The sequence below is a fragment of the Salegentibacter chungangensis genome, from assembly GCF_042678405.1.
Classification (GTDB): domain Bacteria; phylum Bacteroidota; class Bacteroidia; order Flavobacteriales; family Flavobacteriaceae; genus Salegentibacter_A; species Salegentibacter_A chungangensis.
The window spans coordinates 152,407-175,348 of record NZ_JBHTLI010000003.1 but is presented as its reverse complement, the minus strand read 5'-3'; the positions used below and the strand labels follow the sequence as shown (position 1 = coordinate 175,348).

General features: G+C 42.6%; 18 protein-coding genes and 2 tRNA genes. 11 read left to right on the top strand and 9 right to left on the bottom strand.

Going from position 1 to position 22,942, the window contains the following annotated elements; genetic code table 11:
* Window positions 1-243 precede the first annotated feature (243 nt).
* The 5 genes from asnB (at window position 244) to secDF (ending at window position 9,282) form a co-directional block, all read left to right on the top strand.
* A complete protein-coding gene (gene asnB, locus ACFQ3Q_RS13320; RefSeq protein ID WP_380746648.1) occupies window positions 244-1,863 on the top strand; it encodes an asparagine synthase B in 1,620 nt (539 codons plus the stop codon).
* 182 nt (window positions 1,864-2,045) lie between these two features.
* Window positions 2,046-3,986 (top strand): DNA topoisomerase (ATP-hydrolyzing) subunit B, encoded by a 1,941-nt coding sequence (gene gyrB / locus ACFQ3Q_RS13315; protein ID WP_380746646.1) that lies wholly within the window; start codon window positions 2,046-2,048, stop codon window positions 3,984-3,986.
* Between the two features lie 121 nt (window positions 3,987-4,107).
* Entirely contained in the window at window positions 4,108-5,103 is a 996-nt protein-coding gene (locus tag ACFQ3Q_RS13310; protein ID WP_380746644.1) for a DUF6588 family protein, read from the top strand.
* Between the two features lie 89 nt (window positions 5,104-5,192).
* Window positions 5,193-6,119, top strand: a complete 927-nt coding sequence (gene mdh, locus ACFQ3Q_RS13305) for a malate dehydrogenase (RefSeq protein ID WP_380746642.1) — start codon at window positions 5,193-5,195, stop codon at window positions 6,117-6,119.
* Window positions 6,120-6,288: 169 nt separating this feature from the next.
* The gene (gene secDF / locus ACFQ3Q_RS13300) at window positions 6,289-9,282 is read left to right on the top strand and encodes a protein translocase subunit SecDF (protein WP_380746640.1); all 2,994 of its coding nucleotides are present in this window, start codon (window positions 6,289-6,291) and stop codon (window positions 9,280-9,282) included.
* Window positions 9,283-9,558: 276 nt separating this feature from the next.
* On the opposite strand, the gene ACFQ3Q_RS13295 is transcribed toward secDF, so the two are convergent.
* Genes ACFQ3Q_RS13295 through folE form a run of 5 tightly spaced genes read right to left on the bottom strand, consistent with a single transcriptional unit; the run spans window position 9,559 to window position 13,397 of the window.
* Window positions 9,559-10,050: a DUF192 domain-containing protein gene (locus ACFQ3Q_RS13295; RefSeq protein ID WP_380746638.1), complete on the bottom strand. Its 492-nt coding sequence runs from the start codon at window positions 10,048-10,050 to the stop codon at window positions 9,559-9,561.
* A complete protein-coding gene (gene lgt / locus ACFQ3Q_RS13290) occupies window positions 10,047-10,868 on the bottom strand; it encodes a prolipoprotein diacylglyceryl transferase (protein ID WP_380746636.1) in 822 nt (273 codons plus the stop codon). Before lgt ends, ACFQ3Q_RS13295 begins: the two co-directional genes overlap by 4 nt.
* A gap of 56 nt (window positions 10,869-10,924) precedes the next feature.
* Window positions 10,925-11,167 (bottom strand): membrane protein insertion efficiency factor YidD, encoded by a 243-nt coding sequence (gene yidD, locus ACFQ3Q_RS13285; protein WP_380746917.1) that lies wholly within the window; start codon window positions 11,165-11,167, stop codon window positions 10,925-10,927.
* 28 nt (window positions 11,168-11,195) lie between these two features.
* Window positions 11,196-12,680 carry a cysteine--tRNA ligase gene (gene cysS / locus ACFQ3Q_RS13280; RefSeq protein WP_380746634.1) on the bottom strand — a complete coding sequence of 495 codons (1,485 nt, stop codon included), beginning with the start codon at window positions 12,678-12,680 and terminating at the stop codon, window positions 11,196-11,198.
* A gap of 39 nt (window positions 12,681-12,719) precedes the next feature.
* A complete protein-coding gene (folE, locus tag ACFQ3Q_RS13275) occupies window positions 12,720-13,397 on the bottom strand; it encodes a GTP cyclohydrolase I FolE (RefSeq protein WP_380746632.1) in 678 nt (225 codons plus the stop codon).
* Window positions 13,398-13,539: 142 nt separating this feature from the next.
* On the opposite strand from folE, the gene ACFQ3Q_RS13270 reads away from it, so the two are divergent.
* Window positions 13,540-15,375: a T9SS type B sorting domain-containing protein gene (locus ACFQ3Q_RS13270; RefSeq protein WP_380746630.1), complete on the top strand. Its 1,836-nt coding sequence runs from the start codon at window positions 13,540-13,542 to the stop codon at window positions 15,373-15,375.
* 46 nt (window positions 15,376-15,421) lie between these two features.
* On the opposite strand, the gene ACFQ3Q_RS13265 is transcribed toward ACFQ3Q_RS13270, so the two are convergent.
* Together ACFQ3Q_RS13265 and ACFQ3Q_RS13260 are read right to left on the bottom strand one after the other, a co-directional pair.
* Window positions 15,422-16,912 (bottom strand): OmpP1/FadL family transporter, encoded by a 1,491-nt coding sequence (locus ACFQ3Q_RS13265; protein ID WP_380746628.1) that lies wholly within the window; start codon window positions 16,910-16,912, stop codon window positions 15,422-15,424.
* A 94-nt stretch (window positions 16,913-17,006) separates the two neighbouring features.
* Complete coding sequence (locus ACFQ3Q_RS13260; protein ID WP_380746626.1) at window positions 17,007-18,134, bottom strand: hypothetical protein; 1,128 nt, start codon at window positions 18,132-18,134, stop codon at window positions 17,007-17,009.
* A gap of 113 nt (window positions 18,135-18,247) precedes the next feature.
* Here ACFQ3Q_RS13260 and proS point away from each other — a divergent pair, with 113 nt between their 5' ends.
* The 4 genes from proS to rpsT all read left to right on the top strand — a co-directional run bounded on the left by proS (window position 18,248) and on the right by rpsT (window position 20,297).
* Complete coding sequence (gene proS, locus ACFQ3Q_RS13255; protein ID WP_380746624.1) at window positions 18,248-19,726, top strand: proline--tRNA ligase; 1,479 nt, start codon at window positions 18,248-18,250, stop codon at window positions 19,724-19,726.
* Between the two features lie 78 nt (window positions 19,727-19,804).
* Window positions 19,805-19,876: transfer RNA gene (locus tag ACFQ3Q_RS13250), tRNA-Glu, on the top strand.
* Between the two features lie 69 nt (window positions 19,877-19,945).
* Window positions 19,946-20,017, top strand: a tRNA-Glu gene (locus ACFQ3Q_RS13245).
* A gap of 31 nt (window positions 20,018-20,048) precedes the next feature.
* The gene (gene rpsT, locus ACFQ3Q_RS13240) at window positions 20,049-20,297 is read left to right on the top strand and encodes a 30S ribosomal protein S20 (RefSeq protein ID WP_380746622.1); all 249 of its coding nucleotides are present in this window, start codon (window positions 20,049-20,051) and stop codon (window positions 20,295-20,297) included.
* 106 nt (window positions 20,298-20,403) lie between these two features.
* On the opposite strand, the gene ACFQ3Q_RS13235 is transcribed toward rpsT, so the two are convergent.
* Together ACFQ3Q_RS13235 and pepE are read right to left on the bottom strand one after the other, a co-directional pair.
* Window positions 20,404-21,324, bottom strand: coding sequence for a glutaminase (locus tag ACFQ3Q_RS13235; protein WP_380746620.1), 921 nt, complete (start codon window positions 21,322-21,324; stop codon window positions 20,404-20,406).
* Window positions 21,325-21,326: 2 nt separating this feature from the next.
* Entirely contained in the window at window positions 21,327-22,031 is a 705-nt protein-coding gene (pepE, locus tag ACFQ3Q_RS13230; RefSeq protein ID WP_380746618.1) for a dipeptidase PepE, read from the bottom strand.
* 99 nt (window positions 22,032-22,130) lie between these two features.
* Between pepE and ACFQ3Q_RS13225 the strand changes: the two genes are divergently transcribed.
* On the top strand, window positions 22,131-22,937 hold the full coding sequence (locus ACFQ3Q_RS13225) for a hypothetical protein (protein ID WP_380746616.1): 807 nt from the start codon (window positions 22,131-22,133) through the stop codon (window positions 22,935-22,937).
* Window positions 22,938-22,942 lie beyond the last annotated feature (5 nt).

Here is a 22,942-nt window from a genome sequence, read left to right as displayed (position 1 = left end):
CTAAATATAAGGCTTAAAGGTAGTTTACGCAATATAGAACAAGTGTTAAAAAAATACTTATATCCTGTTAAATGCTTGAAAGATTTACAATTGAAAACTTTCAGCTCCTGAAAATCAGTATTTTTCTTTCTTTCAGATTCTAAATTATTTATTGTTGTTTTTGAATGTAAGTGAATGTTTGTTTTTAGTTTTTAAAAAGTAAGCTAGTGCGCATATTTGTATTGAATTAATAAAGCAAATGATATGTGTGGAATTTTAGCAGTAATCGGAGAACGATTAAGTAAAGAGAAGATCAGCGGGTTGTCCAAGAGAATGTCGCACCGTGGTCCCGATGAAAGTGACGTACACGTAACTGAACAGGGTTATGTTTTGAGTCACGAAAGACTTTCGATTGTAGATCTTGAAACAGGGAAGCAGCCTATACAGGGAACTTCAACCGCCTGGATGATCCATAATGGTGAGATCTATAACCATCAGTCTCTTCGCGAAAATGAGCTGAAATCCCACGAATTCAGAACCACTGGAGATTCTGAAGTGATCGTTCATTTGTATGAAGAATATGGTTATGATTTTCTGGATAAACTGGATGGGGTGTTTTCTTTTGTTGTGGTAGATGGTAAAGATTTTATTGCGGCAAGGGACCCAATTGGCGTTAAGCCGCTTTATTACGGAACCGACGAGGACGGAACTATCTGGTTTGCCAGTGAGATGAAGGCGCTTGCAGGTGAGTGTGCCAGCTTTGCGCCTTTTCCTCCGGGACATTATTACACGCCGCAAACCGGGTTTGTGGAATATTACACGCCGGACTGGTTCGATTATAAAAAAGCAACAAAAGCGCTTGACCTTTCAAAGATCAGGGAAGATCTTATTGCGGCGACCAAAAAGCGTCTGATGGCCGATGTGCCGCTAGGAGTATTGTTAAGCGGTGGGCTGGATTCATCCCTGACTTCCAGCATTGCCTCAAGGTTAATGGCTGAACGCGGGCAGAAGCTGCACTCCTTCTCCATTGGTCTTGATGAAACAGCACCAGATCTTATCGCGGCCAGAAAGGTCGCTCAATTTCTGGGAACCGAACATACCGAACTGTATTTCACGGTGGAAGAAGGGATAGAGATCATAAAGAAACTGATCTGGCACCTGGAGACTTATGATGTGACTTCGGTGAGGGCAAGTACTCCTATGTATTTCCTTTCCAAAGGGATTGTAGACAAAGGGATTAAAGTGGTGCTTTCCGGAGAAGGAGCCGATGAGATCTTCGGGGGCTACCTGTATTTTAAAAATGCCCCTACGGCTGAAGACTTTCAGAAAGAAACCATCAGAAGGGTGCAGAGGCTGGCTACGGCAGACTGCCTGAGAGCCGATAAATCTACGATGGCTCACGGGCTGGAAGCAAGGGTGCCTTTCCTGGATAAGGCCTTTTTGAAAACAGCAATGGAAACCGTGCCGGAAGCGAAATTGCCGAAAACCTATGACGGGGTAGAGAAGTATATCTTAAGGAAGGCTTTTGATACTCCCGAGCAGCCATTCTTACCGGACGAGGTGTTATGGAGGCAGAAGGAGCAGTTTAGTGACGGGGTTGGGTATTCCTGGATAGATGAACTCATTGCGCACGCTTCGGCTCGTATAAGCGACGCGCAAATGGCCTCAGCGGCTTCCAGATTCCCGTTCAACACTCCTGCTACCAAAGAAGCGTATTTCTACAGGGAGATCTTTGAGGAACACTTCCCTCAGGAGAGTGCGGCAAGAACCGTAAAAAGATGGATCCCGAAATGGCAGGAAGACCTTGATCCAAGTGGAAGAGCTAACACTTCTCACGTAGCTTCCACAGCTAAAAAAGAGCTGGAAAAATTAGCCGAAGTATAGTATATAAATTGTGTGGTTTGTAAGCCCCGTAGTGACCTGAAATTTAAAGGCTTCACTTCGGGGCTTTTTTTCACAATTTGTTAATAACTTCAAGGCTTTAGTTGTGGCTTTTAGGGGCTAAAAATATGCGATTTGTTATATTTGTTCGTTATTCAAAATAGACGAATTTAATTAGCAATTATATGAGCGAAGAAGCCAAGAAACATAATTATTCGGCAGAAAGTATACAGGCCCTTGAGGGGATGGAGCATGTGCGCATGCGACCTTCGATGTATATTGGCGATACCGGTGTAAGAGGACTGCACCATTTAGTGTATGAAGTTGTTGATAACTCTATTGATGAGGCCCTTGCAGGCCACTGTGACAGAATAAAAGTTACAATTAATGAAGATGATTCCATTACTGTTGAAGATAATGGTAGGGGGATTCCTATAGACCTTCACAAGAAAGAAGGTGTTTCAGCACTGGAGGTGGTAATGACCAAGATCGGTGCCGGAGGTAAATTCGATAAAGATTCATATAAAGTTTCCGGAGGTCTTCACGGGGTAGGAGTTAGTTGTGTTAACGCGCTCTCTTCGCATTTAAAGGCTACTGTTTACCGTGACAATCAGATCTGGGAACAGGAGTATGAGATAGGGAAACCTCTTTACCCGGTAAAACCGGTTGGGGAAACCGAACTGAACGGAACCCTGGTTACCTTTAAGCCTGATGCAAGCATTTTTCAGCAAACCACGGAGTATAATTATGATACCCTGGCCAGCAGGATGCGTGAACTTGCCTTTTTGAACAAAGGGATCAAGATCAGTCTTACCGATAAAAGAAACAAAGACGAAAAAGGAGAATTTATCTCTGAAACCTTCCATTCTGAAGAAGGGTTGAAGGAATTTATAAAATTTTTAGACGGTAACCGTGAGCCTATTATCGCCGAGGTTATCTCTATGGAAGGAGAGAAGAACGAAATTCCTGTTGAGGTAGCGATGGTCTATAACACCTCGTTTAACGAAAATCTTCACTCTTACGTAAACAATATTAACACCCACGAAGGAGGTACTCACCTTTCCGGATTCAGAAGAGGTCTCACCACCACGCTTAAAAAGTATGCCGATGCTTCGGGAATGCTGGATAAGCTGAAATTCGAGATCAGCGGGGATGATTTCCGTGAAGGATTGACCGCGATCATTTCGGTGAAGGTAGCCGAGCCTCAGTTCGAAGGGCAAACGAAAACCAAGCTGGGTAACCGAGAGGTGACTTCAGCCGTTTCTCAGGCGGTTTCTGAAATGCTTGAGAACTATCTTGAAGAAAACCCGAATGATGCCAAGACTATTATTCAGAAGGTGATCCTTGCGGCGCAGGCCAGGAACGCGGCTAAAAAGGCCCGTGAAATGGTTCAGCGTAAGACCGCGATGAGTATCGGGGGGCTTCCCGGGAAATTATCAGACTGCTCTAACCAGGACCCGACAAAAAGTGAAGTGTTCCTTGTAGAGGGGGACTCGGCGGGTGGTACGGCCAAACAGGGTCGTGACCGTAATTTCCAGGCTATTCTTCCGCTAAGGGGTAAGATCCTGAACGTGGAGAAAGCGATGACGCATCGTGTTTTTGATAACGAAGAGATCAAGAACATCTACACTGCCCTTGGGGTGACCATTGGTACTGAAGATGACAGCAAGGCGCTGAACCTTGATAAGCTGAGATATCACAAGATCGTGATTATGTGTGATGCCGACGTGGATGGTAGCCACATTGAAACACTTATCCTTACTTTCTTCTTTAGGTATATGAAAGAACTTATTGAAGGAGGACACATTTATATTGCAACTCCGCCATTATACCTTGTTAAAAAAGGTAGCAAGAAACGTTATGCCTGGAGTGAGGAAGAGCGTGACGAAATTGCCGAAAGTTATAGCGGAGGAGTGCAGATCCAGAGATATAAAGGTCTTGGGGAAATGAATGCCGAGCAGCTTTGGGATACCACAATGGATCCGGAAAGGCGTAAACTTCGCCAGGTAACCATCGATAACAGTAGTGAGGCCGACAGGATCTTCTCTATGCTGATGGGAGATGAGGTGCCGCCACGTAGGGAATTCATTGAAAAAAATGCCAAATACGCCAATATCGACGCCTAATTGTCGTTATACATATTAGTAAAGAGAAACCCGCGATCTTCGTGGGTTTTTCTTTTAAAAGAAGATAAATAAGGCTATGCTTTTTTTATTATTTTTACTCAACTAATAAAATCTACTAAACGTGAAAAGATATTTAATCTCACTGTTAACCCTACTAATGTTTGTTGTTTCAAATTCATACGCTCAAAAGTCTACAAGTTTTGAGGGCTTTGTTACAGATATGAAGACGATTGCCGGGAACTTTGCTTCTCCGGCTTCTAATGGAGCGGCATACCAGGCGAGTGCGGGATGGTTCAGTTCTGCGGCTCCTCTTGAAACCTGGGATGTAAGATTTTCTGTTCACGGAAATGCGCTTTTTGTTCCCACAAGTGAAAAATCCTTTACTATTTCTAAAGGGGAATTAGGTTTTTTAAGTATAGAAGATGCTGATAATGCTAAGCTGCCTACTGCTTTTGGCTCTTCTACCGATGTTTATTTTACCGGCCGTCTTGAAGGTGAATTTAATGGCCAAAATGTAAGTCAGGATGTAAGATTCAAAGCTTTAGATGGAATTAACAAAGGTTTTGTTCCTCACGCTTTTGTGCAGGCCTCTGTTGGGTTGCCATATGGTACCGAATTAACGGTACGTGCAATGCCAGAGGTGACTATTGATGATGTGCAAGCCAGTACGTTTGGTGCGGGCCTTAAGCATAATTTGAGTCAGTATTTCAGCCGTAATGAGCCGGAGAATCTTCAGCTGGCAGCCGGCATTTCTTATAGTAAATTCAATGTAAAGTATGCTTTTGAGCCTATCCCGATTGAAAATTACCTTGTAATGGATCTTATTGACGTAGATGCTAATTTATGGATGGGAGAGTTTATTGCGTCTAAGCAATATGGAGGATTTGAAATATTCGGAGCTCTTGGAGCTACAAGCTCAGATTTTAAATATGTAATGGGAGGTTCTGGTGATTTTCTTGATAATGTGAATGTGGAACTGGAAGATCTTGGCGATACCGAAATTCAGTTTAAAGGAGATATTGGGTTTAATATGTATTTCAATAATTTAAGGGTAAGCACGATGGCTACTGCCGGAAAATTCTTCAACCTTAACCTTGGGATCCATTACACCTTGTAAGCTCCAGACATTTAACCATTCATTATTATTAATGCTTTAAGAGAATTTGTATTTTCGCAGATACTAATCGATAATTAAAACATTACATAATGAAAGTTACTATAGTAGGAGCTGGAGCCGTGGGTGCCAGCTGTGCCGAATATGTGGCCATTAAAAATTTCGCTTCAGAAGTCGTTCTTTTAGATATTAAAGAAGGGGTTGCTGAAGGGAAAGCGATGGACCTTATGCAAACCGCTACTCTTAACGGATTTGATACAAAGATCACCGGAAGTACCAACGATTATTCCAAGACCGCAGGTAGTGATATCGCGGTAATCACCAGTGGTATCCCGAGAAAACCGGGAATGACCCGTGAGGAATTGATAGGGATCAACGCCGGGATCGTGAAAGAGGTTTCTTCAAACCTTATCAAGCACTCTCCTGATGTAACTCTTATCGTGGTAAGTAATCCTATGGATACCATGACTTACCTTGTTCATAAAACCACCAAGCTTCCAAAGAACAGGATCATTGGAATGGGAGGAGCTTTAGACAGCGCCCGTTTCAAGTACAGGTTAAGTGAGGCTCTTGGTTGCCCTCCGTCTGATGTAGACGGAATGGTAATTGGAGGTCACAGTGATACCGGAATGGTGCCGCTAACAAGACTTGCTACAAGAAACTCGGTTCCTGTATCTGCTTTTATCTCAGAAGATCGTTTAAATCAGGTCTCAGAAGACACCAAGGTTGGTGGAGCCACACTTACAAAATTATTGGGGACCAGTGCCTGGTATGCACCGGGAGCAGCGGTTTCAGGGTTGGTTCAGGCCATTGCCTGTGACCAGAAGAAGATGTTCCCCTGTTCCGCAATGCTGGACGGCGAATATGGTCTTGAAGACCTTTGTATAGGGGTTCCTGCCATCTTAGGAAAGGACGGTCTTGAGAAGATCGTTGAGCTGGAGCTTGATGAAGCAGAGCAAAACAAGATGAAAGAAAGTGCCGCAGGAGTTAAAAAAACCAATGGTTTGCTGGAACTGTAAGCAGCTTTCAGATTTATCATAAATCATAACAAAGAGACCGCGATTTTAGCGGTCTTTTTTTGTGTTTAAAAGTTAAATTATTCAAAAAAAAAATATTGGCATTTCATTTTTGAAACCCTATATTTGTCCGTTTTTAAAATCGACCTAGTTAATTATAATTTAAGGAATAATGCAGAATAAAGGACTGATTAAGGTTTTTGCAATTTTATTTGGATTGGTTTGTATTTACCAATTGTCTTTTACTTTTATTGCAAATGAAGTAGAAAGTGATGCTGAAGAATTTGCATCTCAGCAAATTAGCGAAAATGTAGAAAACTATTCAGACAAAAGAGATGTTCAGGAGCAGCGCTATCTGGACTCTATTGGTAATGAGGAGATTATTGCAGGGATCACCTACAACGATGCCAAGGATAAGGAACTGAACAAAGGTCTTGACCTTAAGGGAGGGATCAACGTGATCCTTCAGATATCTGTTAAGGATATTTTAAAGGGACTTGCCAATAATAGTTCCGATCCTGCTTTCAATAAGGCGCTTAATCAGGCCGATGAAGCTGCAAAAGACAGTCAGGAAGATTATATCGACCTTTTCTTTGAAAAATTCAATGCTATTCCGGATGCGAAACTGGCTTCGCCTGATGTTTTTGCAAACAAAACCTTAAGTGATGACGTTAATTTTGAAATGTCTAACGAAGAGGTAGAGTCGGTTATCAGAAAACGAGTTGACGAATCTATTACTTCCGCTTTTGAAGTACTGCGTAAGCGTATAGACAAATTCGGAGTTACTCAGCCAAACATTCAGCGTCTTGGTCAATCCGGAAGAATTCTTGTTGAGCTTCCCGGAGCAAAAGATATAAGCAGGGTTCAGAATCTATTACAGAGTACAGCGCAGCTGGAATTCTGGTATGTATATAAAGGAAATGAATTCGGAAGCTTCCTTGGGCAGGCTAACAATGTATTGAAGGATATCGTTGGGAAGAAAGAGGAGGCTAAACAAGCCGACACTACTGCGACCGGAGACGACGAAATAGACGAGCTTTTAGCTGAGGCTGAAGACAGCACCGATGTTGCAACAGGAAACAATCCTTTATTCGATCTTATTCAGGGTCCTGGTTACCAGGGAGGCCCGATACTTGCCACATTCTCTGTAGTCGATACAGCCCAGGCAATGGAGTACCTTAATAAGCCGCAGGTGCGTTCTCTTCTTTCAGGAGATATGCGTTATGCGAAGTTTGTGTGGGGTGTTCCTGATGAAGAAACTCAAACTGTAGGCCTTTATGCGCTTAAAGGAAACAGAAGTATGGAGCCGCCACTTAGCGGAAGCGTGATCACTGATGCGCAACAAACTTACGACCAGCTTGGCCGTGTAGCCGTGTCTATGCAAATGGATGGTGCCGGTGCCAAAAAATGGGAAGAAATGACCGGGAGAGCTTTTAATGAGCAGGGTCAGATCGCCATTGTACTTGATAATATTGTTTATTCTGCACCGGGTGTTACTACCGGTCCTATTTCAGGAGGTAGAAGTGAGATCTCAGGAGATTTTACCGTTACCGAAGGTCAGGATTTAGCAAACGTACTAAGAGCAGGTAAACTTCCTGCTTCAGCTGAAATCATTCAGAGTGAAATTATAGGGCCGTCATTGGGTCAGGAGGCTATTGACAGTGGTATTATGTCTTTCCTTATCGCGCTTGCAGTGGTATTGATCTGGATGGTGTTTTACTACGGAAAAGCAGGATTCTTTGCTGATATTGCTCTTGTAGTGAATATACTTTTCATCTTCGGGATCCTTGCAGGACTTGGAGCTGTATTAACGCTTCCTGGTATTGCAGGTATCGTGCTGACCATTGGTATATCGGTGGATGCGAACGTGCTTATCTTCGAGCGTATCCGTGAGGAGCTTGCCAAAGGAAAAGTTCAGAAAGATGCGATTAAGGACGGTTTCAATAATGCTTTGTCCTCAATTCTGGATGCCAATATTACTACAGGTCTTACAGGATTTATCCTGTTGATCTTGGGAACAGGGCCTATTAAAGGTTTCGCGACTACCTTATTGATAGGTATTGCAACCTCTCTGTTCACTGCGATCTTTATCACAAGATTGTTCATTGACGGATATGGTAAGAACGGAAAATCTCTTGCTTTTGCTACTTCAGCAACTAAAGGGCTTTTCAGAAACGTAAATATCGACTTCCTGAAGAAAAGAAAAATGGCCTATGTGCTTTCAGGTATTTTTATCGTGATAAGCATTGGTTCTCTTTTTGTGCAGGGTCTTAACCAGGGTGTTGACTTTGTTGGGGGAAGAACTTATACAGTTCGTTTCGATCAGGATGTTAATCCTACAGAAGTAGAGAAGGATCTTGTGGTTGCTTTCGAAAGTGCTGAAGCTAAGACCTTCGGTCCCGATAACCAGTTAAAGATAACTACCAAGTACCGTGTAGATGATGAAGGTACTGAAGTAGATAATGAAATTCAGGAAAAACTATTCTCAACCCTTAAGCCTTACCTGCCAGCAGATCTTGGTTATGATGAGTTTACCGCCGGAGGAGATGAAAAGGAAGTTGGAATTATGCAGTCTATGAAAGTTGGTCCAACTATTGCCGATGATATTAAGAATGCATCGTTCTGGGCGGTGTTAGGATCACTTATAGTGGTATTCCTTTATATCCTGCTTAGATTTAGAAAATGGCAGTTTAGCTTGGGTGCAGTAGCCGCAGTATTCCACGATGTGTTATTGACCCTTGGAGTATTCTCATTACTGTACAAGATTATGCCTTTCTCTATGGAGATCAACCAGGCCTTTATTGCTGCGATACTTACCGTTATCGGTTACTCGCTTAACGATACCGTGGTTGTGTTTGACAGGATTAGAGAATTCGTGAACGAACATGCTACCTGGCCTCTTGGGAAAACCGTTAACTCGGCCATCAATAGTACCATCAGCCGTACATTGAATACCTCTTTAACCACCTTGATCGTACTTCTTGCTATCTTTATCTTCGGAGGAGAGAGCATAAGAGGCTTTATGTTCGCCTTGATCGTTGGTGTTATTGTAGGTACTTATTCTTCTATCTTTATAGCAACACCAGTAATGTTTGATAGCGTTACCGATAAGGCTAAGATCGAAAAGAAGAAGAAAGCTGAAGAGACTGAAGAAGCTACAGCTTAATCAGCTACAGAATAATATAAAGAAAAGGCTCCCGGAAACGAGAGCCTTTTTTATTGTCTAAAATCTCATATGAATAATAAGCCTGGCCTTTCCTGTTTTTCCGGGCATTTGATTAAGCCTTTCTGAATTTTCTTTCAGGGAAGCACCGCTGCGTGCCGGAAGAAAGCTGGAAGATGATTGTTCTTTTCCCTGACACCATTTCAGCTGAAGTTTGAGTATAAAAAAACCGAAGCTTAAGGACAGCTTCGGTTAAATTTTGGGTGGATTATAAGCTGTTTATTCGTTGCTTTTTTCAAAGTAGATCTTATCTCCCTTTTCTATTTGCCATTCCTGTACAAGCCCTGCGTTTAATTCCAGTACGAATTGAGCAGGTCCTTCAGAAGGCAAAGACTCTTCACTTAATGGTTCGGTGTTTTCCTGAAAGCTAATGGCTGTACTGTCTGATGCGAAATAAAGTATATCTAAAGGGATATAAGTGTTTTTCATATAGAAATACCTGGGAGCTGCATCAGGAAATATAAAAAGCATTCCCTGGTCGTTTTCCATACTGCGACGGTACATAAGGCCGGTGGCCCTTTCATAATTATTGTCTGCAATTTCTATGTCCAGATACTGTATGGTATCTCCTTCAGGTTTTACGATAAAAAGCTCTCCCTCTTTTTTAAATTCAATTTCAGGAGTGTCTATGTTCTTTTCTTCAGTATCCTCCTTGCAGGAGCCTGAAAGCAGCACCAGGGCCGCAAGCAGGCATAAGTTCTTCCGTATCATACCGCGCGTTGTTTAGCAGGACGGTACATAAAGTAAAATCCGGCGATTATAAACGGAATACTTAACCATTGGCCGGTATTCAGCAGCCAGGTAGCTCTTTCTTCCACCTGAGCTTCTTTAATGAACTCTATGAAAAAGCGGACTGTCCATAGCAGTACCAGGAATAACCCGAAAAGATATCCCACTTTCAGACGTTTTTTAGTTTTCCAGTAGAGATACCACAGCAGGATGAATATTAAAAGATAACAGAAGGATTCGTATAGCTGAGCCGGGTGACGCGGGAAATTTTCGCCCAGGTTGGCAAAAATCACCCCGTAATCACTATTGGTAGGTTTACCGATAATTTCAGAGTTAAAGAAGTTCCCGATCCTTATAAAGATTCCTCCGCTGGCAACAGGAATCACGACCCGGTCAAGGATCCATAAAACGGGTTTGTCAAGAACGCGTTTTCGGTACAGATACATCGCTATAATGATCCCAATAGCGGCACCGTGACTGGCAAGTCCTCTGAAGCCTGTGAATTCAAACTCGGGCTCAAACCTTACCGGAAGGAAGATCTCGAGCAGGTGGTCCTGGAAGTATGCCCAGTCATAAAATATCACGTGGCCAAGCCTGGCTCCAATAAGCGTGGCAAGTACAGTGTAAATAAATAAGGAGTCTAATTTTTCTATGGCTATACCTTCGCGTGTGTATATGCTTTTCATGATATACCAGCCCAGTCCAAAGGCTACCAGAAACATTAAGCTGTAATAATGCAGTGTGAAAAATCCCAGTTCAAAACCTTCTGAAGGGCTCCAGGTGATCGCGTTAAAAAACATGTAGTCTTATTAAGATTAATACGGGTAAATATACATATTTGACCGTTTCCGCCCCATTATTTGGCTTCCGATTTTGGAGGTACGGGGTCATATCCTGAACCACCCCAGGGATTACAGCTAAGTATTCTTTTAAGGCTAAGCCAGCCTCCTTTCAGGATTCCGAATCTTTTAAGGGCGGTAAGGCTGTACTGCGAACAGGTTGGGCTATATCGGCAGCTTCCCGGCGTTAGCGGAGAAATGAAATGCCGGTAGAATTTCACCAAAAGGATAAACGGATATGCAAGAATTTTGTTAAGCATCTGTTTATCCATTCTGGTGTATTGTTTGTTACTTGACAGAAAAGGTGGTTCCTTCCTTGCCATCCTTCAGCTGAATTCCTAATTCTAACAATTGATCCCTTATCTGATCGCTTGTGGCAAAATCTTTATTGTTTCTGGCTTCAGCACGAAGTTTTATAAGTAGCTCTACAGTTCCTGAAAGTTTATCTGCCTGGTCATCATTTTCTTCGTCCGAGTCGAGAAGGCCCAGAACATCGAACATAAAAGCCTGCATGTTTTCTTTCAGGCTAATCTTATCTTCAGCCGAAATTGAAGCAGTTTCTTCTTTGATGTTATTGATGAGCTTAACCGCATCAAAAAGCTTTGCGATCAGGATAGGGCTGTTGAAGTCGTCGTTCATCGCATCGTAGCAGGATTGTTTCCAGTCTGCAAGCGAGAACGATGATTTTTCAGCCACAGGCAGATCATCTATAGAATGATAGGCGTCCATTAATCTGTTGAAACCTTTTTCACTTGCTTTCAGCGCTTCATCGCTAAAATCAAGGATACTTCTGTAATGCGCCTGAAGCATAAAGAATCGGGTCACATTTGGTGAAAATGGTTTGTCCAGGACATCGTTATTTCCGGAGAATATCTCGTTAGGGAGAATATTGTTTCCGGTACTTTTGGCCATTTTCTTTCCGTTAAGGGTAAGCATATTGGCGTGCATCCAGTAATGAACAGGATTTTTTCCTGTCGCAGCCTGTCCCTGGGCGATCTCACATTCGTGATGAGGGAATTTGAGGTCCATTCCGCCACCGTGAATATCGAATTCCTCCCCAAGGTATTTGGTGCTCATTACGGTACATTCCAGGTGCCATCCCGGGAATCCGTCACTCCAGGGTGAAGGCCAGCGCATAATATGCTGTGGCTCGGCCTTTTTCCAAAGGGCGAAATCCTGAGGGTTCTTTTTATCGCTTTGCGCGGTAAGCTCCCTGGTGTTAGCGATCATTTCTTCTATGTCACGACCGCTGAGCATTCCGTAATGATTGCTCTCGTTATATTTAAGTACATCAAAATAAACCGAACCGTTGGCTTCGTATGCAAAGCCTTTGTCGATAATGGTTTTAATGATCTCTATCTGTTCCACGATATGCCCGGTAGCCGTTGGTTCTATGCTTGGCGGAAGATTGTTGAATTTTTGAAGGATGTTATGAAAGTCCACGGTGTATTTTTGTACCACTTCCATAGGCTCTATCTGTTCCAGGCGCGCTTTTTTGGCAATCCTGTCTTCTCCGCTGTCGGCATCATTTTCCAGGTGCCCGGCATCAGTGATATTTCTTACATATCTTACTTTGTATCCCAGATGTTTCAGGTACCTGAAAACAAGATCGAAAGAGATGAAGGTTCGGCAGTTACCCAGGTGAACATTGCTATAAACGGTAGGCCCGCAAACATACATTCCCACTGTGCCTTCGTTAATTGGGGTGAAGACTTCCTTTTCCCCGGTCATTGAATTATATAAACGTAAGCTCTGTTCCTGGTATAGCGCCATAGATAGTTAGTTCTAAAATTGAAAAGTAAATAAAAAAGTTTAAAAGGAAGTATCCAGTTTTATATAATCAAGGAATTCACGTTTAACCTCTTTTTGCTTGAAAGCTCCGCCGAACTCGCTGGTTACGGTGCTGCTTTCTATATCTCGGATCCCGCGGCTGTTCACGCAAAGGTGTTTTGCGTCTACCACACAGGCAACATCAGGAGTTCCCAGTGCGTTTTGCAGCTCTTCAACTATTTGCATAGTCATACGCTCCTGCACCTGCGGGCGTTTGGCATAGTAATCTACGATCCTGTTCATCTTGGAAAGTCCGATTACGGTACCGTTGGAAATATAAGCAACGTGGGCTCTTCCTACAATTGGGAGCAGGTGGTGTTCACAGGTTGAATAGACCGTAATGTTCTTTTCAACCAGCATCTCACCGTATTTGTATTTATTCTCAAAAATCGATGCTTTAGGCTTTCGCTTAGGGTCAAGGCCCGCGAATACTTCATTTACAAACATTTTCGCTACACGCTGCGGAGTGCCTTTCAGGCTGTCGTCGGTAAGATCAAGCCCAAGGGTTTCCATCATATGTTTTACATCATCTTTGATAAGGGCGATCTTTTCGATATCGCTTAATTCAAAAGCATCATCCCTAAGAGGTGTCACAGCGCTACTGCTTGCGTGGGCATCGCCCAACTCATCTATTTCATTCAAAATCTTGTCTATTTTCATCCTTTTACAATAATAGTCGTAAACAGCTGGTTTAGCTTGCAAAGATACATATTTAATAGGTTTTTCTGCAATCCATTATTTTTTAAGCCATTGTCTGCAGGAATTCATTTTTATTGAGTAATTTACTGTATATCAGTTTATTATGAAAAAGAGGTTTATTTTGGGGCTAATCTTCTTTTTTTGTGTGGCGGGAGTTCAGAAAATTTCTGCCCAGGGGAGTACTTGTGCTACTCTCGAACCGTTTTGCTCAGGAAGTTCACAGCTGGTTTTTGCAAATACAAATATTGAGAACAGTGAGCTGGTTTATGCTGAAACAGGACCGGACTATGGCTGCCTGGAAACACAGCCTTATCCCGCCTGGTTCTTTCTGCAGATTGAAAGTCCCGGAGATCTTTTGTTTACAATTTCGCAATTTCAGAACAAGGATGGCGGCGGAGCTCAATTAGATGTGGATTTTATTGTTTGGGGGCCGTTTGAAAGAGATTCCGATTTTTGCGTGGATACTGCTTTAAATGAAGCTAATATAATTGATTGCAGTTATGAGCCTGATACCGTAGAGAATATGAGTATTGATGGGGCTGAAGAGAACGAAATCTATATTGTGCTTATCACTAATTTTGAAGAAGAAAAGGGATATATAAGCCTGCAACAAACCAATACAGGTCAGTCTGATGCCGGGTCTACAGATTGTAGTATTCTTGAAAGTACTTTGGGGGAAGATATCTTTGTTTGCGGAGGCACTGAAGTTGTTTTGGATGGAACTACTGAAGGTGCCGATTCTTATAAGTGGTATATATATGATGCAGATAGTGCTGCTTATGAGTTATTGCCTGATGAGACGGGTCCCACCTTAATCGTGTCTTCTGCCGGGAACTATAAGATCGTGGTTGCGGATGAATTTGGTGAGGATGAGGATGATATTTATGTTGGTTTTTATGATAACCCCGTAGCATCTGACCCCGGGGTTGTTGATGTTTGTTCCGATGGTGAGAGAGGTTTTGATCTTACCAGCATAAATCCTGAGGTCCTCCGGGGGAATAATAGCTCCGAAAACTATAAGGTTCTTTATTATGAATCCCGAACCGCCTTGGAAAATAATATTCCGGTTACAGATGCTGAGAGTTTTAGAGTGGTGGAGGATATGATGGTGTTTGCGATTGTGGAAGAAGAGGAGAGTGGCTGTTCTTCAGAGCCTGTAGCTATCGAACTTCGGTTGAATTCCTTTCCGCAGCTTGGCTGGAACGAGCTTACCGTTTTATGTTTAAATGAAGACGGAAGTCTGAAAAATGAGGAGAGGCTGGGTGCAGAGCTTGGGGAGGAATATTCTTATGAGTGGAGAATGGATGGGGAACTGGTTTCCGAAGCTGCGATTTATACTTTTAAAGAGGTTCCTCAGGCAAATGAAATAAGCCTTCGGGTTACGGCTAAAAAAGCCAATTGCAGTGTAGATTTTAGTTCGCAAATACAAATGTTTTCAGCTCCGGATGAAGTGCAGGTAGAGGTTGCGGGAAACGATTTTTCTGATGGTTACACGGTTACAGCTGAAGCTATTGGTGAAAATCCTGCTGATTATCAGTATAGACTTGATGAGGGGGGTTGGCAGGAAGCAGGTGTTTTTGCAGGTGTTTCTCCCGGTAATCATTATGTAGTTGCAAGAGAGGTTAATGGCTGCGGGGAAACCCGGTCAGAAAGCTTTCATCTTTTTGGGTATCCAAGGTTCTTTACTCCCAATGGAGATGGGTATAATGATAATTGGAAAATGATCACTAATGAGAATATTTCGATAAAAGTGATTCATATATTTGACCGTTATGGTCGCCTGTTAAAGCAGCTCAATGCAAATGAAGGCTGGGACGGAATCTGGAAGGACAGGAGAATGCCTGCCGATGATTATTGGTTTAAAATAGAATACAGAGAAAGTCCGGAAGGGGGATGGAAGCAATTTAGTTCTCATTTTAGCCTTGTTAGAAAGCAATAAAAAAAGCGCCGGAATTGGCGCTTTTTTTATTCGTTTTCAGGCGTTTTTAAAGTCCGAAACTTAGTGACAGAACCACGCTTGAAAGATCTCTGCTGATATTTGCGGTATCGGTAAGACCTACCTGATAGAGAGGTCTGTTCTCATCGAACTGAGTGTTGGTATAGGCCAGATCAAGTTTTACGCTTCCGAAATTATAACCCAGGCCGGCAGAAAATGAATTTAATTCACCCACAGTAGATTCATCCTTATAAGGACTGGTTTCATAACGATATCCGCCTCTGAAGCTAAACTGATCCAGTCTGTATTCACCTCCTATTCTAAAGGCCGAAACTGCCTGAAGCCGGTTGGAGATGTCATTGTTTTTCAGTTGAAAGTCGGGATCGTTCTTGGGTCGAAACTGGGTATTTGAATAATCCTTATAGGAATAATCAAAACTTAACAAGCCTTCATTTCCGAAGATTAATGCTAAACTTCCGGTTGCCTTTCCGGGGGTTTTAAGCGTGTATTCGGGGTAAACGTTTACTACGTTAGGATTTACCGTAGCTTCGTTAGTCCTGATATATTGCGTGGATTCCTCATAAATGCTGTACCAGGTGGGAGACTCATAAGACAGTCCCAGCCTTACCATATCGCTTACTTTCCCAATTGCACCAAGCTGAAAAGAAAACCCGTCTCCGGTGGTGCTCAGGTTGTTCCTGAATTCAAGATTGGTGATAGTGCTTCCTGAATTATTGTTGGCCTCTCTGAAACGGGTGGAGCGATCATAGTTCAAAAAGTGGGCATTCAGGTTAGCTCCCAGGTAAATGTTATCTCCGTATTGGGTCCCGAAGTTAAAGGTGAACTTACCGTTAAGGCCTGTGGAGACCAGTGCGAAATCCTGATCAAAACTCCCTGCTCCAATAGCCGAGGTGTAGGAGGTATTGTCAAGATCTGTAGTTTCAGGATCTATTACAAAAGCCTGATAACCTAAAAATGCCTGCTGGGCTCCATAGCCCTCAGACTCTCCTAAATAGGAATATAGGTCTGTTATGGTTTCATTCTCCCTTGTTTCCAGTAATTCCAATGGCACTCCATCTGCGTAGCCAAGAAAGTAATCGTCTATGGAATTGGAGTTTATTCCGGAGGCCACAAAAGAATCTTCAAAATTATTGGTTTCCGCATAGTTTAGTCCTATCACGAACTTTTTCCAGGGGCTCTGGGTCGTGCTGTTGAAGACCAGAACTCCTCCTGCCTGGTTCAGATTGAAATCGTCATTTTCGGAACTTGTAAAGCCGTTAAAGAAATTGACGTCATTCTTGCTGTTCCTGAAATCCAGGGTTAATGTGGCAAAGCTGTTAAGGAATACAGCCGAACCGGCCGGGTTGATATTAAGGGAAGACATATCTCCACCCAGTGCGCCAAAGGCGCCGCTCATTGCCCTGAATCTGGCAGTTCCCGTAAGTTCTTCTGAAGAATACCTGTAGGCATCGGTAATATCCTGAGCGTATAAACCACTCAGTGTCAAAAGTGCTATTAAGCTTAGTAATGTCTTTTTCATAGGTGTTAATTTTTATTCTGAAAGGTCTTTTGAGAAAAAGACCCTACGGAAATTCCGTAAGGTCAGTTATGTTTTCTTTGACTTTGGGGACGTTTTAATTGCGTCCTCCGCCACGTGATGATCTTCTGCCTGAACTACCAGAGCTGGACCCGGAACTTCTTGAGCTTGAACCCGAACTTCTTACCGAGCTGCTGCTCCTGGTGCTACGGCTTGGGCTGTAGTTTCTTTCGGATCTTGAACTTCTTGAAGAACGGTTATAGTCTGAACTTCTTCTCTGGTTAGAGCTTCTGTAGGTTCTTGGAGATTCAGTACGTCTGCTGGTTCTGGAGTATGTCCTGGTGTTGTTGTCTGAACTTCTTACTGCAGATCTCCTTCTGGAAGAATCGTAATTACCGGAAGATCTGGAATCTCTGATTTCTCTGATCTTTCTTGAATAAGAGGAATTTCTTGATCTTGCATCAGAGTATGCAGTTCTTCTCTGGTTCGCATTAGAGTAGTCGGAGTAAGAATTTCGTCTGCCTGTATTGTAGGCTACATTCCTGTAGCTGTAAAGTCTGTGATAGTTGGAGTAAAAATGGCTTCCAAAATACCTTCCGTAATTATAACGGAAAAAAGGATTATAGGTAAATCCGAACCCGAAGCCTATGCTGCTACCCCAATACGGATGCCCGTAATAACCTCTGTAGCCAAAGCGGTTGTGCCAATAAGTATAGTGACCTGGGAAAGGTGCCGGATATCCAAATGAACCCCAATAGTTATAACCGTAATAGGGGTAATAATAAGGGTTGTAAAAAGTATAGTACCAGGGGCTATAGAAGCCATTATCATAAAAGTTAATGGTAATCTGGTCGGGATCGTTACCCCAGGGAGCATATCCTCCGGAATAAGTTGTTTGGTCTTCCTGATATTCTTCGTCTTCGTAATCCCTTGAAGAGGAATAATCTTCTACATCGGTAAAAATGGCTCCTTCAGCCAGTTCTCCATACATAGCAGATTTTTCTGCGAAAAGATTCTTGTAATAAGAGTTTCGGTTAGTTTCTTTTTGCTGGTTAGCATTTTGAGATTGCTCATATTCAGCAGGTCTTTCTCCATTGGTATCTCCGTAGATACCGTCATTCTCATATCCTGAATACTGGTAAGAACCGCAAGATGCTAACAATAGCAATAGAACTGGTACCATTAAAAGGAATGGAATTTTTCGGATGTTGTAATTGCGTATCATTAGCCTTGTATTTTATTGTTGAACATAACAAAAATAGTTAGTTTTGCGCTAACTTAATTTTGTATCAGATTGTATAAGGTAATTTATACAATATTTATGCCAAATCACAGGTAATGGGGAAGAACTTAACTTCAAGACAGGAAGATTATTCAAAATGGTATAATGAATTGGTGGTGAAAGCCGATTTAGCCGAAAACTCAGCTGTTAGGGGCTGTATGGTAATAAAACCCTACGGTTTTGCGATCTGGGAGAAGATGCAGGCGCAGCTGGATAAAATGTTTAAGGAGACCGGGCACCAGAATGCCTATTTCCCTCTTTTTGTTCCGAAAAGTTTGTTTGAAGCTGAAGAGAAAAATGCCGAAGGCTTCGCAAAAGAATGTGCGGTCGTGACCCATTACCGACTTAAGAACGATCCCGATAATGAAGGTAAACTTATCGTTGACCCTGAAGCCAAGCTGGAAGAGGAGCTGGTGGTAAGACCTACATCTGAGGCTATTATCTGGAACACCTATAAAGGCTGGATACAATCTTACCGTGATCTTCCTATTTTGGTTAACCAGTGGGCCAATGTGGTGCGCTGGGAAATGAGGACCCGTTTGTTTCTTCGTACTGCCGAATTCCTTTGGCAGGAAGGTCATACCGCTCATGCAACGAAAGAGGAGGCGCTTGCGGAAACCGAACAAATGAATAATATATATGCCGAATTTGCCGAAACTTTTATGGCAATGCCGGTAATAAAGGGTAGCAAGACCGAAAACGAGCGTTTTGCAGGTGCTCTTGAAACCTATTGTATCGAGGCCTTAATGCAGGACGGGAAAGCCCTGCAGGCGGGAACATCTCACTTCTTAGGCCAGAATTTCGCAAAAGCATTCGATGTGAAGTTTGCTACTAAAGAAGGAGGGCTGGAATATGTTTGGGCAACTTCCTGGGGAGTGTCTACCAGGCTTATGGGGGCGCTTATTATGACTCATAGTGATGATAAAGGATTGGTGCTTCCGCCAAAACTGGCACCAACACAGGTGGTGATCGTTCCTATATATAAAGGAGAAGAACAGCTGGCGGAGATCTCCAAAACTGCTAATAAATTGGTTGAGGAATTAAGAGCACAGGGAATTTCGGTTAAGTATGATGATAGGGACACCCAAAAGCCGGGCTGGAAATTCGCACAGTATGAAATGCAGGGAGTTCCTGTAAGACTGGCTATAGGGCCTAAAGATCTTGAGAAAGGAACTGTGGAGCTTGCCAGAAGAGATACGCTTACAAAAGAGTTCGTTAAGCAAGAAGAAGTAATAGAAAAGGTGAAAGGACTTATGGAGGAGATCCAGGAGACTCTTTTCAATAAAGCAAGAGATTACAGAAAGGAACACACCACCAAAGTCGATAATTTTGACGAATTCAAAAAAGTCCTTAAAGAAAAAGGAGGATTTATTTCGGCGCATTGGGATGGAACTTCGGAGACTGAAAATAAAATTAAGGAGCTTACGAAAGCAACCATCAGATGTATCCCTTTTGATGCCAAAAAAGAGCAAGGAGCCTGTGTATTAACAGGTAAGCCTTCGGCCCAAAGAGTACTGTTTGCTAAGGCTTATTAATTTTTTTAAAAAAAATTGTTGAACATTTGCGGCATTCAAAAATAGTTGTATTTTTGCATCCGCAATTAAACAAAAAACGGTCCGTTCGTCTAGGGGTTAGGACGCCAGGTTTTCATCCTGGTAACAGGGGTTCGATTCCCCTACGGACTACTAAGAGAAATACAATGTCTATATTTGTATTTCCGTAAGCCGAAAAGCTTACAAATTGAAATAACTAATGGTCCGTTCGTCTAGGGGTTAGGACGCCAGGTTTTCATCCTGGTAACAGGGGTTCGATTCCCCTACGGACTACTTTTAAAAACACATTTAAACAGTATTTGTAATGGCAAATCATAAGTCAGCGTTGAAGAGGATTCGTAGCAATGAGGCAAAACGTCTTAGAAATCGCTACCAGCATAAAACTACCAGAAATGCTATCAGGAAATTGCGTGAGGCTGATAAGAAAGAGGCTGAGGCTATGCTTCCTTCAGTTGTGGGAATGATTGATAAACTGGCAAAGAAAAATGTAATTCACGATAATAAAGCTGCTAACCTAAAGTCGAAACTGGCTAAGCACGTAGCTACGCTTTAATATTATAGCAGTGTTCAATTTATAGGAATGCTTTCTGTGAATAACGGAAAGCATTTTTTTGTGCCCAAAAGTCAGATTGGAAGAATCCTGATATGGATTACAGATCTTAAAAAACGGAAATCCCTGTAAGACTGGTAAATTTTTCCAGGGCCTTCATTCCAAGTTCAGAATTTCCTTTTTCATTGAGGATCGGGCTCCATACAGCTACCGAATATCGGTCCGGATGCGGGTGTATAGCCACAATTCCGCCGCCAACACCACTTTTCCCAGGTAAGCCCACTTCAAAGCTAAACTCCCCCGCTTCATCATAAAATCCGCAGGTCTGCATTAATGCGTTTATACGCTTTACAGTGGTAGCAGAAAGTACCTGTTCTCCGGTTTCCAGGATCACGCCTTTATTAGCATAAAGCATAAATGCCTTTGCAAGACTTTTACAGGACATAGAAAGGGAGCAAAGGTGAAAGTAGAAATCTACTATAGGCTCCACATCACATTTTATATTGCCTAAAGCTTTCATATAATTCACTAAAGCGATATTACGGTATCCGGTTGCTTTTTCTGAAGCCGCCACTGCCTTGTCGAAATCTATGCTTTCATCGTCTGTTATCTTTCTAACGAAGCTAAGCAGTTCTTCCTTCGGGTTCTCCAATTGATCCACGAGGATATCAGAGATCACCAGAGCTCCTGCATTAATAAATGGGTTTCTGGGGACTCCCTGTTCATATTCGAGCTGTGTTAGCGAATTAAAGGGGTCTCCGGAAGGTTCTACGTCTACACGGTCCCAGAGATCCTCACCCATAAGGATCATAGCCATAGAAAGGCTAAATACCTTAGCGATACTCTGTACCGAAAAATTCTCTTCACTGTCCCCAAAACAAAAATGCTGTTGGTCTCCACAATAAACGTGCATTCCGAATTTCTTCGGATCCACTTTTGCAAGTTCAGGAATGTAAGCAGCAACCTTACCGCGAACATCGCGATAACTCATTTCGCTTTCAATAGTGTCGAGAATTTTTTGGTAATCCATATCTAATTAAGGTCGGTTAAAGAGCTTTCGGTCTCTACCTCGAAAGGTACTTTTTCTGCTTGAAATATGCGGGCTGTGAGACTCCCTTTTAACGTAATTTTATTATCTGAGAGCTCCAGCCAGCTGCCTTCCCTGAGCCCTACCACGGGTTGAGAGTTAAGCCTGTGAAACTCTTTGATCCTGGTCTCTCTGGTTTCACCTTTATGGGTTGAATTGGCATCTGGATCCAGGTAATGCGGATTGATGTTAAAAGGCACCAGGCCAAGGGTCTTGAAGCTTGGCGGATAGATGATGGGCATATCATTGGTGGTTTGCATGGTAAGTCCGCCAATATTGGTGCCTGCACTGGTGCCCAGGTATGGCGTACCGTTTAGGACAGCATCCCTTAAGGCCTGCATCACTTTATTTCTATATAATTCGGAAACCAGCAAAAAGGTGTTTCCGCCCCCGGTGAAAATGCCTGAGGCATTTTTTATGGCTTCAGCAGCATTTTTAAACTGATGAAGTCCTTTGATCTTCAGCCCTGCTTTTTCAAAAGCCGATGCCGCCAGTTTTGTGTAATCATCGTGAGATATTCCTCCGGGGCGGGCATATGGCACGAAGACAACTTCACTGCTGGGTTCATATAATTTTGAAAGTTCAGGGATCAGGTATTCCAGGTATTCCTGGTCGTGTAAGGTAGAGGTGCTGGCAAGAATTGCTTTCATCTTCTTTTTGATGTAAATGTAACGAAAAGGGCCTTTTAACAAAAGTTTACATCAGGCTTATACATAGGAAAGGGCATTAATTAGTAATTTCAGTAAACTATGAAGCGCTTTTTTTCATCCGGTCTTTTGATTCTCATCTTATTGATGGGATCCTCTGTTTTTGCCCAGGAAACACGAAGGCTTAGTATTGCCGGGAAAGTGAATATCCCCGGGGAATATAGTGCCGAAGGGATTACCGTTTTTAATGAAAGTTCAGGGAAAGGAACTGTTACCAATAAACAGGGCAGGTTTACTATTGCAGTAGCGCTTAATGATAAGCTAAGTTTTATTTCGCTTTTGTTCGAGGAGTTTAATGTGATCGTGGACGAAGGAGTTGTAGAATCTGGAATGCTGAATATCTTCCTTAATGAGATGGTTACCGAACTTCCTGAAGTTGTGGTCTCTCCTAATAACCTTTCCGGATATGTGTTTGTAGACGTTGCGAGGCTGGAGGTGGAAAATCCAAGATTACCCCGGTATACCGCAGCTGAACTTGCTTCTTTAGAGTATCAATATACTCCTGATTCCCTTAGCGGCCCGGGAAGAAATGATGCGATGCTTGCCAGCAGGACCCGGCTGGTTCACGGTCTTAATTTTGTGAACCTGTTTAAGGCCATTGTCGAAGAAACTAAAAATGATCGCCGGAAACTTCCCGACAGGGACATTGATGATAAGGTGCGAAGGATGTATGATGATGAATTCTTCAGGGAAAATCTTGATATTCAATTGAAAAACATAAATGATTTTATATTTTACGCCAGCGACCACGGACTTACCGAAAAAATGCTGAGAGAAGGTAATGAACTGGATCTTATTTCTTTCCTGATAGAACAGAGCAAAGAATATAAACAGCAAAAATCTCAATAACCGCC

Excerpts from the sequence above, each read along its gene's own strand:
- asnB (WP_380746648.1), top strand. The coding sequence starts at position 244 with ATGTGTGGAATTTTAGCAGTAATCGGAGAACGATTAAGTAAAGAGAAG.
- gyrB (WP_380746646.1), top strand. The coding sequence starts at position 2,046 with ATGAGCGAAGAAGCCAAGAAACATAATTATTCGGCAGAAAGTATACAG.
- mdh (WP_380746642.1), top strand. The coding sequence starts at position 5,193 with ATGAAAGTTACTATAGTAGGAGCTGGAGCCGTGGGTGCCAGCTGTGCC.
- secDF (WP_380746640.1), top strand. The coding sequence starts at position 6,289 with ATGCAGAATAAAGGACTGATTAAGGTTTTTGCAATTTTATTTGGATTG.
- ACFQ3Q_RS13295 (WP_380746638.1), bottom strand. The coding sequence starts at position 10,050 with ATGATACGGAAGAACTTATGCCTGCTTGCGGCCCTGGTGCTGCTTTCA.
- lgt (WP_380746636.1), bottom strand. The coding sequence starts at position 10,868 with ATGTTTTTTAACGCGATCACCTGGAGCCCTTCAGAAGGTTTTGAACTG.
- yidD (WP_380746917.1), bottom strand. The coding sequence starts at position 11,167 with ATGCTTAACAAAATTCTTGCATATCCGTTTATCCTTTTGGTGAAATTC.
- cysS (WP_380746634.1), bottom strand. The coding sequence starts at position 12,680 with ATGGCGCTATACCAGGAACAGAGCTTACGTTTATATAATTCAATGACC.
- folE (WP_380746632.1), bottom strand. The coding sequence starts at position 13,397 with ATGAAAATAGACAAGATTTTGAATGAAATAGATGAGTTGGGCGATGCC.
- ACFQ3Q_RS13270 (WP_380746630.1), top strand. The coding sequence starts at position 13,540 with ATGAAAAAGAGGTTTATTTTGGGGCTAATCTTCTTTTTTTGTGTGGCG.
- ACFQ3Q_RS13265 (WP_380746628.1), bottom strand. The coding sequence starts at position 16,912 with ATGAAAAAGACATTACTAAGCTTAATAGCACTTTTGACACTGAGTGGT.
- ACFQ3Q_RS13260 (WP_380746626.1), bottom strand. The coding sequence starts at position 18,134 with ATGATACGCAATTACAACATCCGAAAAATTCCATTCCTTTTAATGGTA.
- proS (WP_380746624.1), top strand. The coding sequence starts at position 18,248 with ATGGGGAAGAACTTAACTTCAAGACAGGAAGATTATTCAAAATGGTAT.
- rpsT (WP_380746622.1), top strand. The coding sequence starts at position 20,049 with ATGGCAAATCATAAGTCAGCGTTGAAGAGGATTCGTAGCAATGAGGCA.
- ACFQ3Q_RS13235 (WP_380746620.1), bottom strand. The coding sequence starts at position 21,324 with ATGGATTACCAAAAAATTCTCGACACTATTGAAAGCGAAATGAGTTAT.
- pepE (WP_380746618.1), bottom strand. The coding sequence starts at position 22,031 with ATGAAAGCAATTCTTGCCAGCACCTCTACCTTACACGACCAGGAATAC.
- ACFQ3Q_RS13225 (WP_380746616.1), top strand. The coding sequence starts at position 22,131 with ATGAAGCGCTTTTTTTCATCCGGTCTTTTGATTCTCATCTTATTGATG.